The 11638-nt window shown below is 52.8% G+C and carries 12 protein-coding genes and 1 pseudogene; 3 read left to right on the top strand and 10 right to left on the bottom strand.

Translation table 11 applies throughout. The features are described 5' to 3' along the window. Positions 1-87 precede the first annotated feature (87 nt). Positions 88-654: a manganese efflux pump MntP gene (gene mntP, locus ACWYRJ_RS19405; protein WP_455508456.1), complete on the top strand. Its 567-nt coding sequence runs from the start codon at positions 88-90 to the stop codon at positions 652-654. Here the strand turns inward: mntP and rlmA are convergent. From rlmA to mgrB, 7 genes and pseudogenes are all read right to left on the bottom strand, one after another. Continuing rightward, positions 651-1466 carry a 23S rRNA (guanine(745)-N(1))-methyltransferase gene (gene rlmA, locus ACWYRJ_RS19400; RefSeq protein WP_149366590.1) on the bottom strand — a complete coding sequence of 272 codons (816 nt, stop codon included), beginning with the start codon at positions 1464-1466 and terminating at the stop codon, positions 651-653. The two genes, mntP and rlmA, sit on opposite strands and share 4 nt — an antisense overlap. A gap of 65 nt (positions 1467-1531) precedes the next feature. Beyond that, the gene (ftsI, locus tag ACWYRJ_RS19395) at positions 1532-3238 is read right to left on the bottom strand and encodes a peptidoglycan glycosyltransferase FtsI (RefSeq protein ID WP_149366589.1); all 1707 of its coding nucleotides are present in this window, start codon (positions 3236-3238) and stop codon (positions 1532-1534) included. Between the two features lie 231 nt (positions 3239-3469). Next, positions 3470-3679 carry a transcription antiterminator/RNA stability regulator CspE gene (gene cspE / locus ACWYRJ_RS19390; RefSeq protein WP_001062678.1) on the bottom strand — a complete coding sequence of 70 codons (210 nt, stop codon included), beginning with the start codon at positions 3677-3679 and terminating at the stop codon, positions 3470-3472. Positions 3680-3692: 13 nt separating this feature from the next. Then, positions 3693-3837: pseudogene (locus ACWYRJ_RS19385) on the bottom strand (DUF2627 domain-containing protein). Between the two features lie 524 nt (positions 3838-4361). Next, positions 4362-5351: an MBL fold metallo-hydrolase gene (locus ACWYRJ_RS19380; RefSeq protein WP_455508455.1), complete on the bottom strand. Its 990-nt coding sequence runs from the start codon at positions 5349-5351 to the stop codon at positions 4362-4364. A gap of 23 nt (positions 5352-5374) precedes the next feature. Further along, complete coding sequence (locus ACWYRJ_RS19375) at positions 5375-5665, bottom strand: YebO family protein (RefSeq protein WP_455508454.1); 291 nt, start codon at positions 5663-5665, stop codon at positions 5375-5377. 74 nt (positions 5666-5739) lie between these two features. Further along, the gene (gene mgrB, locus ACWYRJ_RS19370) at positions 5740-5883 is read right to left on the bottom strand and encodes a PhoP/PhoQ regulator MgrB (RefSeq protein WP_013096124.1); all 144 of its coding nucleotides are present in this window, start codon (positions 5881-5883) and stop codon (positions 5740-5742) included. 161 nt (positions 5884-6044) lie between these two features. On the opposite strand from mgrB, the gene ACWYRJ_RS19365 reads away from it, so the two are divergent. Further along, on the top strand, positions 6045-6284 hold the full coding sequence (locus ACWYRJ_RS19365; protein ID WP_111964799.1) for a YobH family protein: 240 nt from the start codon (positions 6045-6047) through the stop codon (positions 6282-6284). A gap of 63 nt (positions 6285-6347) precedes the next feature. Here the strand turns inward: ACWYRJ_RS19365 and kdgR are convergent, their stop codons facing one another. Beyond that, positions 6348-7139, bottom strand: a complete 792-nt coding sequence (gene kdgR / locus ACWYRJ_RS19360; RefSeq protein ID WP_111964800.1) for a DNA-binding transcriptional regulator KdgR — start codon at positions 7137-7139, stop codon at positions 6348-6350. Positions 7140-7318: 179 nt separating this feature from the next. Between kdgR and ACWYRJ_RS19355 the strand changes: the two genes are divergently transcribed. Continuing rightward, positions 7319-8692: an MFS transporter gene (locus tag ACWYRJ_RS19355; RefSeq protein WP_455508453.1), complete on the top strand. Its 1374-nt coding sequence runs from the start codon at positions 7319-7321 to the stop codon at positions 8690-8692. A 50-nt stretch (positions 8693-8742) separates the two neighbouring features. Here ACWYRJ_RS19355 and htpX read toward each other — a convergent pair whose 3' ends face one another. Further along, positions 8743-9624 carry a protease HtpX gene (htpX, locus tag ACWYRJ_RS19350; RefSeq protein WP_014884290.1) on the bottom strand — a complete coding sequence of 294 codons (882 nt, stop codon included), beginning with the start codon at positions 9622-9624 and terminating at the stop codon, positions 8743-8745. A gap of 193 nt (positions 9625-9817) precedes the next feature. After that, on the bottom strand, positions 9818-11638 hold a 1821-nt coding region (prc, locus tag ACWYRJ_RS19345; protein ID WP_455508452.1), incomplete at its 5' end, for a carboxy terminal-processing peptidase.

Raw genomic sequence — 11638 nt, 5'->3', positions numbered from 1 at the left:
GCGATCAGGCGAGACCATAGATACATCAACTGCTGTTTACTGGGGGCAGTGATGTGTCATATGGATATCCCCGGTCTGGACGCTGTTATGAATATCTCCGCTACGATCCTCCTCGCTTTTGGCATGTCCATGGACGCATTTGCTGCATCCATCGGAAAAGGCGCCACGCTTCATAAACCTAAATTCTCAGAAGCACTGCGTACCGGCCTGATTTTCGGTGCTATCGAAACGCTGACCCCGCTTATCGGCTGGGGACTTGGCATGCTCGCCAGCCAGTTCGTGCTGGAGTGGAACCACTGGATTGCCTTCGTCCTGCTGGTGTTCCTCGGTGGCCGAATGGTGATAGAAGGTTTTCGCGGCGGTGATGATGAAGACGAGGAGCCGCTGCACCGCCACGGGTTCTGGCTGCTGGTCACCACGGCAATTGCCACCAGCCTTGATGCGATGGCTGTCGGCGTCGGTCTGGCATTCCTGAAGGTCAATATTATCGCCACAGCGCTGGCTATTGGCTGCGCAACGCTGATCATGTCCATGCTGGGCATGATGGTCGGTCGGTTTATCGGCCCGCTGTTGGGTAAACGCGCCGAGATCCTGGGCGGGATTGTGCTAATTGGCATTGGCGCCCAGATCCTCTGGGCACACTTCGCCGGTTAATCTTCGCGCTGCCAGACGTGGATGCTGAAATCCGTCTGGCAGTGAAATATTGTGTGTGCAGCTAACGTTCCCCATACTTCCGGTTTTGCCCGCCATGCGAACGGCGTCATCTGCAGCAACGCGGTGGCCTCTTCCCCTGTGAGCGACATATCATACGCCACGGTTTGCTCCTGCTTCAGGCTAAAACCGGCCAGCTGTTCAGAATGAGGGGCATGCAGACGTACTTCGTCGTAGATCAGACCTTTCAGCTCCATCAGATGGCGCGGGCCCGGCGTCACGGTGATAACCCATCCGCCCGGTTTCACCACGCGAGCCAGTTCTTCCGCTTTGCAGGGCGCGTAAATGCGGATAACAGCGTCCATGCTGGCATCATTAAACGGCAGTCGGTGGCTGGATGCCACGCAGAACATCACGTCCGCGTAACGCTTTGCCGCCGCACGAATGGCCACTTTCGACACGTCCAGACCGAATGTGTTTGCCCCCTTCTCACGGGCAACCTCTGCAAATCGTGCGGTGTAGTACCCTTCCCCACAGCCGATATCCAGCATGGCGGTGGCTGAAGCAGGCAGGATGTCATTCACCATATGCGCGACGGCCTCCCGCAGCGGCAGATAGTGCCCGGCATCAAGAAACGCGCGACGCGCCTGCATCATCTCTGCACTGTCGCCTGGATCGCGGGAACGCTTATGCTGCACCGGCAGAAGATTCACATAGCCTTCTTTTGCCATATCAAACTGATGCCCCTGCGGACAGGTATAACTTTTATCTGAGTGCGTCAGGGGTGCGTGGCAAAGAGGACAGCTGAAGGACATGGTGACTCCGGAGCATAATCAAAGGGCGAAGTGTACCGCTATTCGCCCTGGTTATAAACGCCCGGTTAACGCATAACGATTAGGTGATCGGAACCCGCCGGTAGCCCGTCAGGTTTCACATTTTCCAGACGCAGCACGTTACCCATAATTTCACTGAAGACAGGCGCGGAGACGGCCCCGCCGTAGTAGGCGCCATTTTGCGGATCGTTAATGACCACCACCAGGGCAAATCGCGGATCGCTGGCAGGCGCAACGCCGGCAGTATAGGCGACGTATTTATCGACGTACTTCCCGCTATCGTCAATTTTCTTCGCCGTGCCGGTTTTCACCGCCACCCGGTAATCACGAACGGCCGCCTTCACGCCCCCGCCGCCGGGCAGCGCGACGCTCTCCATCATGTGCTCCACCTCGTGCGCAATCTCTACCGGCATGACGCGGTGCCCGATAACGGGTGGATCGATACGCGTAATCGAAAGAGGTCGCTCGAGCCCGAAGCCGCCAATCGTGGCGTAGACGTGAGCCAGCTGGAGCGGCGTTACCATCAGCCCGTAGCCGAAGGCAAAGGTCGCCCGGTCGAGCTGACTCCAGTATTTACGCTGGGGCAGCAGCCCCGCGCTCTCACCCGTTAAGCCAAGCCCCGTATTCGTACCAAAACCAAAGTTTCGATAGGTATCAATAAGATGCTGAACAGGCATCGCCAGCGAAAGTCGGGACACGCCGGTGTCGCTCGATTTTTGCAGGATCCCGGTCATCGTCAGTTCAGGATAATAGCCCACATCGCGGATACGATGCCCGTCAAGGGTATACGGATGAGTGTCAATCACGCTGTCGGGCTGAACCAGACCCTGCTGCAGGGCCGTCATCAGCACCAGCGGCTTGACGGTCGAACCGGGCTCGAACGTATCGCTGATCGCGCGGTTGCGAAAATCATTTATCGTCGCACCTTCTCGATTATTGGGATTGAAATCCGGATAGCTCGCCATCGCGAGTATTTCCCCGGTTGGGATATTAATGAGCACCGAAGCACCCGACTCGGCCTTATTCCAGGCCACGGCATTATCGAGCGCATCTTCAGTAATGGTCTGCAGCCGCTCGTCAATACTCAACTGAATGTTATGCGCTGGCGAGGGTGCCACTTCCGTCAGGTTTTCAACCACGCGACCGTAGCGGTCTTCCCTTACCTGCCGAACTCCGGCCTTGCCGATCAGCTGCGCGTTAAAGCTTTTTTCCACGCCTTCAATGCCCTGCCCGTCAATATTGGTGAAACCAATCAGGTTCGCTGCCACATGGCCTGCAGGATAAAAACGGCGGGATTCATCGCGTAAATTGATGCCGGGCAGATTCAGCTTATCGATCCACTTTGCCTGTGCGGGATCGACCTGGCGGGCAAGATAAATAAAACGCCCCTGCGGGTTGGCGTTAATTCGCGCCGAGAGTGTGCCCAGGGAGAGATGCAGCGCATTTGCCAACGCCTGCCAGCGTTCATCAACGCCAACGCCCCCTTTTGCCAGCACCGTTTTAGGATCGGCCCAAACGGCCCGGACGGGCACGCTCACCGCCAAGGGTCGACCTGCGCGATCCATTATCATGCCGCGCGGCGCATCAATCGTCAGCTGGCGGAGGGATCGCATATCTTCCTGCTTTACCAGATTGTCAGGCTTGATGATTTGCAGCCAGGCAACACGGCCCAGCAAAAAAGCCAGACTACAAAAAATCGCTAAGCAGAGCAGTGCAAAACGCGCCGGCGTGAAATTGCCAGCGGTCGTAATCATTTTCTTCTTCACCTGAACCCCAGGACTGTAAAACAACGCCCTGATTTAACGGGAAAAGATGCGTTATGGGTGGCAAAACAGTGCTACTAACCTCGCAGCTTTGCAACAAGTTACTAACAAGACCGCGAATGGTAATATTTTGAAAGATAAGGGACATAAAAAAGCCCCGCGGTATGCGAGGCTTTATGTCTGAGAGTGAAGTGCTAAGCGCTTCAGTCAGCAGCGGTTCGATCAGATAGCAGTTACGTTAACTGCAGCTGGGCCTTTCTGGCCGTCCTGAATTTCGAACTCAACGTTCTGGCCTTCAGCCAGAGTTTTGAAGCCGTTACCCTGGATTGCAGAGAAGTGTACGAACACGTCTTTGCTGCCGTCAGCAGGAGTAATGAAACCAAAACCTTTAGACTCGTTGAACCACTTAACTTGACCTTTAATCTTTGCCATTTTGCAAAATTCCTTAGAGTGTTTTCTTAGCCCGCAGGCATTAACTGAGATAAAACTGAGACATTACTGCATGAGGCACTAATATAAGGTTCGGCAGAGAAGCGGTATTCAACGACAACGTGTTTACTCAGGACTTCTTTACTGAAAATGCCACACATAAACAGAACTGTACCTCGTTTAACCCGAAACGTGTTATCACACACTATGTTTAATATGGCAAGCCATTTTTAAACATGTCTCGATCCGCCGCACAAATTCGAACAGTGCCTGTCAGGTTTTGCACAATTATGCGCATCATGTAGAGACAGCCCTGCTGCGTAACAAAGACCCAGCATTGCTTGCACAACCGCTGTAATCTAAGACTTTTTTAACATAGCTCAATCATTACGAACCGTCCAGCAACCGGGAAAAGAAATCTTACGTCTTGATTGAGTTAGAACAATTTGTGAAAACTTATGCTTAAATCATTGTAACGCGACCAAATTGTTTCAGAGAAAAAACACTGTTAAAAACCACTTCCGTCTGTATTAAAATGCACCAGTTAATAAACAGCGTTATGCACCAAAATAATGAAATTTTTATGACTCTGCATCAAAAGAAGGCAAGCAAAACGTTTCGATAAAAATAAAACATTCCTGCGAGCGTTTACATCAAGAATATATGCAACAATTTAACGCTTCGTTTATAAGGATAAATATTCACCAATTTTCAGTATCCTGAAAGAATGATTAACTGGTGCTAAATTATCGAGCGCGTTAGTTAACTCCTGCACAGGTTCATCTAGCGCTTCATCTGCCAGTTCAAATACGCCCCAGTGGATGGGAAACGTCAGTGGACAGCCCAGCTGCTGCCACAATGCCACCGCAGATTGCGGATCCATATGATGGACAGCCATGAACCATCGTGGGGCATAGGCACCAATCGGTAACGCGGCAACATCTATCTTGCCCAGGCGTTCAGGAATCAACAGCAGCTCAGGTGAATAGCCGGTATCACCGCTGAACCAGAAACGGTGATGCCGTCCTTCCATCACCCAGCCGCACCACAAGGAACGATTGCGGTTCCATGGCGTGCGCATGCTCCAGTGCTGTGACGGTACGGCGGTCAGCGTCATCCCCTGCCAGGTGAAACTCTGCCACCAGTCAAGCTCAACTACGCGTTTTGCTCCCCGACGACGAAACCAGTCGGCCAGACCCAGGGGAACAAAAACACTAACGTCGGGAAAGCGCTTGAGAATTCGGCGAATGGTCGCCTCATCAAGATGATCGTAATGATTATGGGAGATGACGACCGCATCAAGCTGATGAAGTTGCTCGACAGACAGTACGGGAGGCGTTTTGCGCTGTGGTCCCAGGAAAGGGAGCGGAGAAGCGCGCCGTGAAAACACCGGATCGGTAAGGATGATATTACCGTCCAGCTGCAGCAACACGCTCGCGTGTCCGAGCCACCACACCCCATCTCCATGAGGTTGCGTGAGCTCTACAGGTTGCCACCAATGTTGGATAAAATCTTCATAACCCAGCGCAGGTGGTTTCGGTAAACCGGCCTCTTTACGCGCTTTACGCCAACGGTCAATGTCGCCGGGTTGATGTCCGACAGGGAGGGTATTACGAAAACCGTTCGGGGTGTGATGTTTCAGGGAGGGGTCATACCAGGGATTTTTCCAGGCCACAGCCACCTCCCAGGACAAAAAGATTAACGCTCAGCCACCAGGCGGATAAAGTCATCTTCGTCTTTGTTTTCTTCGACGACCGCGTCTTTCGGCGCGTCTTTATCTTCCGGTTCGTTAGCCTCACACAGACGGCGTAGCAGCGCATTCTGACGTTTTTGCTGATCGAGCAGCGCTTCCAGCAGTTCGATCTGCTCGTTAGTCCGGGAGCTGGCTCGGTTCACGAAAAACCAAATGACCAGACCCACGAGCAGAACAACCAAAGAAATCATCAGGGATGCTATATTCAGCAGCCCTGAATTCAGTAACTCACCCATTTCACCACCTCAATAAAAACGTCTATTTTACCACTGGCGCGAAGGAAGGAAATCACGTTGAGAAAAAATGTCTCTTACCACGGAATAAACTTGTTGATTGCGCAAACGCCGCTAAAAAACTGTACATCCTGATCGCACATCACATTGATCGTCTGCGTCCATAACACCACGCACGCTATCAGCACGATAACCAGAATCACCCAGCGTATTTTTTTCACTCCACACTCCGTCTTAAAACCTGATGTAGCGAGGTTATCACGCTTATCTTAAACAAGGACTAACTGTGCCTCTAACACGCTTTTTTTCAGAATCATGCACTTGTTTCATCACGTAAACACATTACGCTAGCATTACGATAACAATGATAAAAGAGGTAATGATGCGCTTTATTGTTCGAACAATTATTGTACTCGCCCTTGTCTGGATTGGCCTTCTGTTATCGGGCTATGGCGTGCTCGTGGGGAGCACCGAAAACGCAGCCGGGTTAGGCATTCAGTGTAAATATTTAACAGCACAAGGAATGAGCACAGCCCAGTATCTGCATACTGACAGCGGGATCGTTGGCTTAACCCACTGCCCTGTACTGCGTAAAACATCCGTCGTGATTGATAATGGCTAATCAGTCTGATTATGACGCAAAAAAAAACGCCGCATCAGATGCGGCGTTTTTTACGCAGAGGGATTAAAACGGGTATTCGTGATATCCCATCTGTGCAGAAATTTTACGTGCGGCAGTGTGCAGAATAGCCACATACTCATGCAAACGCTCTTCAGAGAAGCGTAAAGTCGGGAAGGAGATACTTAAGCCCGCAATCACCACGCCAAAGCGGTCAAACACCGGAACGCCGATGCAGCGCAGCCCTTCTTCCTGCTCTTCATTATCTTCGCCATACCCCTGCTCGCGTACGTGATCCAACACCGTTAACAGCGCGTCTGTGCTGGTAATGGTTCGTGAGGTACTTTGCTTGTATTCCACCCCTTCGAGGATCTGCTTCACTTCCTCACGATCGCGCCACGCCAGCAGAACCTTACCAATCGCGGTACTGTAGAGTGGGTTGCGACGACCAATGCGCGAATACATGCGCAGATTGTACATGGAGTCGATTTTATGGATGTAAACAATACTGTCTTCATCCAGCGCACCGAGATGGATGGTCTCTTTAGTCAGACGAGAGATTTCGCGCATCTGAATATCAGCGCTGCGGATCAGGTCAACATTTTGTAGCGCGCGGGCACCCAGTTCAAACAGCTTCAGCGTCAGAGAATATTTTTCAGATTCGCCTTCCTGGGCGACATAGCCCAGCGACTTCATGGTTTGCAAAAAGCGATATACGGTGCTTTTAGACATCATCACGCGCTGCGACAACTCTGTAATACCTATTTCACGCTCTTCTCCCAGTGCCTGTAAGATGCCAAACACCTTCAGCACGGAAGAAACAGAATCTGGCTGTTTATCCAAATCCGCAATAGCCATTTACCACCTCATAGAGAGTGTTTTATAAAAATCAGAACCGGTTTTTATTATAAGTTCCCGTCATGTCACCTGCAATCAATCCGCGTTTACTTCGTTACAAATCTGCGACATATCGCGGCTGTAACAATGCTAAAATAGTTATCCTGAGAATAATTTCACACTGAGCTTTTTTAATCTTAATGGAAAAGACCCTTTCCGATGGCCTGCCTTTACCCCAGCGGTATGGCGCGATAGCCACCATCATTATCGGTATCTCAATGGCCGTCCTTGACGGCGCAATCGCGAACGTTGCCTTGCCAACCATCGCCAGCGACCTGCACGCCTCTCCCGCCAGTTCGATATGGATAGTTAATGCCTACCAGATTGCGATTGTGGTTTCCCTGCTCTCGTTCTCTTTCCTGGGCGATATGTTCGGTTATCGTCGGGTGTATCAGTGCGGTCTGGTGGTTTTCACCTTCACGTCGTTGTTATGCGCCCTTTCAGATTCACTGCATACCCTGACGCTTGCCCGCATAGCGCAGGGTTTTGGCGGCGCGGCGCTCATGAGTGTGAACACGGCGTTGATCCGCTTAATTTATCCGCAACGTCATCTGGGGCGCGGTATGGGGATAAACTCTTTTATTGTCGCCGTCTCTTCCGCCGCCGGACCAACCATTGCGGCGGCTATCCTTTCCGTTGCGTCATGGCAATGGCTGTTCGCTATTAACGTGCCGCTGGGTATTGTCGCCATCTTCTTTGCCCTGCGCTTTCTACCCGCTAACGGTCCCAAAAGCACCATGCCGCGCTTCGATGTGGCGAGTGCGGTGATGAATGCCCTGACCTTTGGCCTGCTTATTACGGCGTTGAGCGGCTTTGCGCAGGGACAGTCCCAGATGCTTACCGGTGTGGAGCTTATCGCTCTGCTGGCGATCGGCTTCTTCTTTGTTCGCCGCCAGCTCACTCTCCCTGTACCTTTACTGCCCGTTGACCTGTTGCGTATCCCCCTCTTTTCCCTCTCCATTTGCACGTCCGTCTGCTCCTTCTGCGCCCAGATGCTGGCCCTGGTTTCTCTGCCCTTCTTTTTGCAGAGCGTGGTAGGCCGTTCAGAAGTGGAGACCGGCCTGCTGTTAACCCCCTGGCCGCTGGCGACAATGGTGATGGCGCCGCTGGCAGGTTACCTCATTGAACGCGTCCATGCCGGTTTATTGGGCGCTTTGGGGCTGGCGGTGATGGCGACAGGCCTTTTCGCGCTGGCTCTGCTGCCGTCATCGCCAACCGATCTGGACATCATCTGGCGCATGATCCTCTGTGGCGCGGGGTTTGGCCTTTTCCAGTCCCCTAACAATCACACCATCATCACCTCCGCGCCGCGTCATCGCAGCGGGGGTGCCAGCGGCATGCTGGGGACCGCTCGACTTCTGGGGCAAAGCAGCGGTGCGGCGCTGGTCGCCCTGATGTTTAACCTCGCAGGCCAGAACGGCAACCATGTTGCACTCCTCACCGCCGGTGTACTTGCCACCCTCGCAGCTATCGTCAGCGGCCTGCGGGTGACCCAGCCCAGGGTTCAGGCATAAAAAAAGCCGGGCGGAGTGCTCTCCTGCCCGGCTTAGTAGGGTTCTTTGCCTTACTTCAGGTATTCCCCACTGCGCAGCGCTTCAATACGTTTATCCAGCGGCGGGTGAGACATAAACAGCTCGCTCAGCGATTTGGACTTACCGTTAATGCAGAAGGCCATCATGCTGTTCGCTTCCTGTGGCTCATAGCTGGTTTTCAGACGCTGCAGGGCTGCAATCATCTTCTCGCGACCAACCAGCTTCGCCGAGCCGGCATCCGCGTGGAATTCACGGTGACGGGAGAACCACATGGTGATGATGCTGGCCAGAATACCAAAGACCAGTTCCAGAACCATTGAAACAGCGAAGTAGATCAGCGGGTTGCCGTTGCTCTCTTCACCTTCGTCACGGTTTCCGCCCATAAAGCCTGCCGCGATCTGCGCCAGAATACGGGAGATGAAGATTACGAAGGTGTTTACCACGCCCTGAATCAGGGTCATGGTCACCATGTCACCATTTGCGATATGGCTGATTTCGTGGGCGATAACCGCTTCGGCTTCATCACGGCTCATGTTCTGCAGCAAGCCGGTGCTGACGGCCACCAGCGACGCATCACGACGGGCGCCCGTGGCAAAAGCGTTGATGTCCGGGGCATGGTAAATCGCCACCTGCGGCATAGCGATCCCGGCCTGACGGGATTGCTGAGCCACCGTATTCATCAGCCACTGTTCCATATCGTTACGCGGCTGTTCAATAACCTCACCACCCACCGATTTCAGTGCCATCCACTTCGACATCAGCAGGGAGATGAACGAGCCACCAAAACCAAACAGCAGCGCCATAATCAACAGACCCTGAACGCTGCTCGACTGAATTCCTGTCAGGCTTAGCACGAGCCCGAAAACCACCATAACCGCCAGGTTGGTGAGCAGGAAGAGCGCGATTCGCATCATAATTTTCTTTTTACCTCAGTTTAACAAAACGCACTATGCGATTACCCACATCGTATGGGTATTGCGGCTATTTTCAAGCATCCGACGGGCGTAAGTCACCAGAAAGACACAACTTTACACAATTGGAAATCAGGCTGACGGAAGGATGCAGAACAAAAAGAAACAGGCACAATTTCTTGTGCCTGTCATGAGGTTATTTTGCCGGAGCGGGCTGTACGGCAGGTTTCTCTTTTTCCTGATTCGCCAGGTCGAGAGCGATATGCACCGTCTCGTCCAGATACGGATCCGGCTCCTGGTAATCTTTTGGCAGATCGTCCAGTTTCTTGAGTAGAGGCTTACCTTCGCGCTTGAAGCGATCGTTGATACGCGCCAGGCGAGTTGCATCGTCTTCGTTGTTCTCTTTCTCACGCTGTGCGTAATTCAGAGAAACAATATTCCGCTTATCTTTCAGGGCATTGAATCGTGCAATATCCTTCATGATGTACTGGAATTCCGGATCCTTCGCGATGCGGTCGTTATGCGCTTTCAGCAGTTCAGGGCCAAACTGCGTCATATCACCCGCCTTCACGTAAGTCGCGGCATTGATGCTGTCCCACGGCAACGCGTTATCTTCAAACTTCTCGCCGGTTTCCGTCTCTTCCGTGCCTGTCGGCATCATGATGTCCGGCGTTACGCCCTTACGCTGCGTACTGCCGCCGTTCACGCGGTAGAATTTCTGAATGGTGTACTGAACCGAGCCCAGCGCAGGCCATTCCGGACGCAGCATCTGATCGTAAATACGATTCAGAGAGCGGTACTGCTGAACGGTGCCTTTCCCGAAGGTTGGCTCACCAACGATCAGCGCGCGGCCATAGTCCTGCATGGCTGCGGCAAAGATCTCAGACGCGGAAGCGCTGAAGCGGTCAACGAGAACAACCAGCGGGCCTTTGTAGTAGACCACACCGTCATTGTCCGCATCTTCGCGCACTTTACCGTTGTTATCGCGCACCTGAACCACCGGGCCAGATGGGATGAACAGGCCAGAGAGTGAAACCGCTTCCGTCAGTGCACCGCCGCCGTTACTCCGCAAGTCGATGATAATGCTGCTGACGTTCTGCTTTTCAAGCTTCTGCAGCTGAACTTTCACATCGTCAGTCAGCCCCACGTAGAAGCCAGGAATATCCAGGACACCTACCTTCTCTTTACCCACGGTTTTGACCGACATTTTCACCGCGCGGTCTTCCAGACGGATACGTTCACGGGTCAGGGTAACAATACGGGTTTTGGTGCCTTTACCGGCAGGCAGAATTTCCAGACGTACCTTGCTGCCTTTCGGACCTTTGATCAGCGCAACCACGTCATCGAGACGCCAGCCGATCACATCGACCATGTTCTGGCCGGTTTGTCCAACACCCACAATGCGATCGCCTACGCTAATCGCTTTGCTTTTGGATGCCGGGCCACCCGCGACCATTGAATTGATCACCGTGTAATCATCGTCCATCTGCAGTACCGCGCCGATACCTTCCAGAGACAGGCTCATTTCGGTATTAAACTGCTCAGTGTTGCGCGGAGAGAGATAGTTGGTGTGCGGATCGATTTCGTGCGCAAAGGCGGTCATCGCGAGTGAGAAAACATCCTCGCTGTTGGTCTGCGCCAGACGACGGATAGCAAATTTATAACGACGCGTCAGCGTGTCGCGGATCTCTTTTTCGTCTTTGCCGGTCAGCTTGAGGCTCAGTTCGTCGTATTTAACTTTGCCGTCCCAAAGCGCATTCAGCTCGGCTTCATCTTTTGGCCAAGGCGCTTTACTGCGATCCAGATTAAAGGTGTCGTTGCCGGTGAAGTCCATTGGACGTTCCAGCACTTTAAGCGCGTATTGATAGCGTTCAAAACGACGCTTTTGCGACAGGTTATAGATATCGTAGAACAGATCCAGCTTGCCTGAACGCAACTCGTCACCCACCTCGGATTTGCGCTTAGCGAACTGCTCGACATCGCTGGCGAGCAAAACGTTATGGCTGTAATCCAGCAA

It is taken from the genome of Enterobacter sp., assembly GCF_977039595.1.
This window is presented reverse-complemented; position numbering and strand designations above follow the sequence as displayed.

Bases quoted from the DNA above. Each gene is read 5' to 3' on its own strand.
- ACWYRJ_RS19355 (WP_455508453.1), top strand. From the start codon at position 7,319: ATGGAAAAGACCCTTTCCGATGGCCTGCCTTTACCCCAGCGGTATGGC.
- rlmA (WP_149366590.1), bottom strand. From the start codon at position 1,466: ATGTCCTTCAGCTGTCCTCTTTGCCACGCACCCCTGACGCACTCAGAT.
- cspE (WP_001062678.1), bottom strand. From the start codon at position 3,679: ATGGCAAAGATTAAAGGTCAAGTTAAGTGGTTCAACGAGTCTAAAGGT.
- ACWYRJ_RS19375 (WP_455508454.1), bottom strand. From the start codon at position 5,665: ATGGGTGAGTTACTGAATTCAGGGCTGCTGAATATAGCATCCCTGATG.
- ftsI (WP_149366589.1), bottom strand. From the start codon at position 3,238: ATGATTACGACCGCTGGCAATTTCACGCCGGCGCGTTTTGCACTGCTC.
- kdgR (WP_111964800.1), bottom strand. From the start codon at position 7,139: ATGGCTATTGCGGATTTGGATAAACAGCCAGATTCTGTTTCTTCCGTG.
- htpX (WP_014884290.1), bottom strand. From the start codon at position 9,624: ATGATGCGAATCGCGCTCTTCCTGCTCACCAACCTGGCGGTTATGGTG.
- ACWYRJ_RS19365 (WP_111964799.1), top strand. From the start codon at position 6,045: ATGCGCTTTATTGTTCGAACAATTATTGTACTCGCCCTTGTCTGGATT.
- mntP (WP_455508456.1), top strand. From the start codon at position 88: ATGAATATCTCCGCTACGATCCTCCTCGCTTTTGGCATGTCCATGGAC.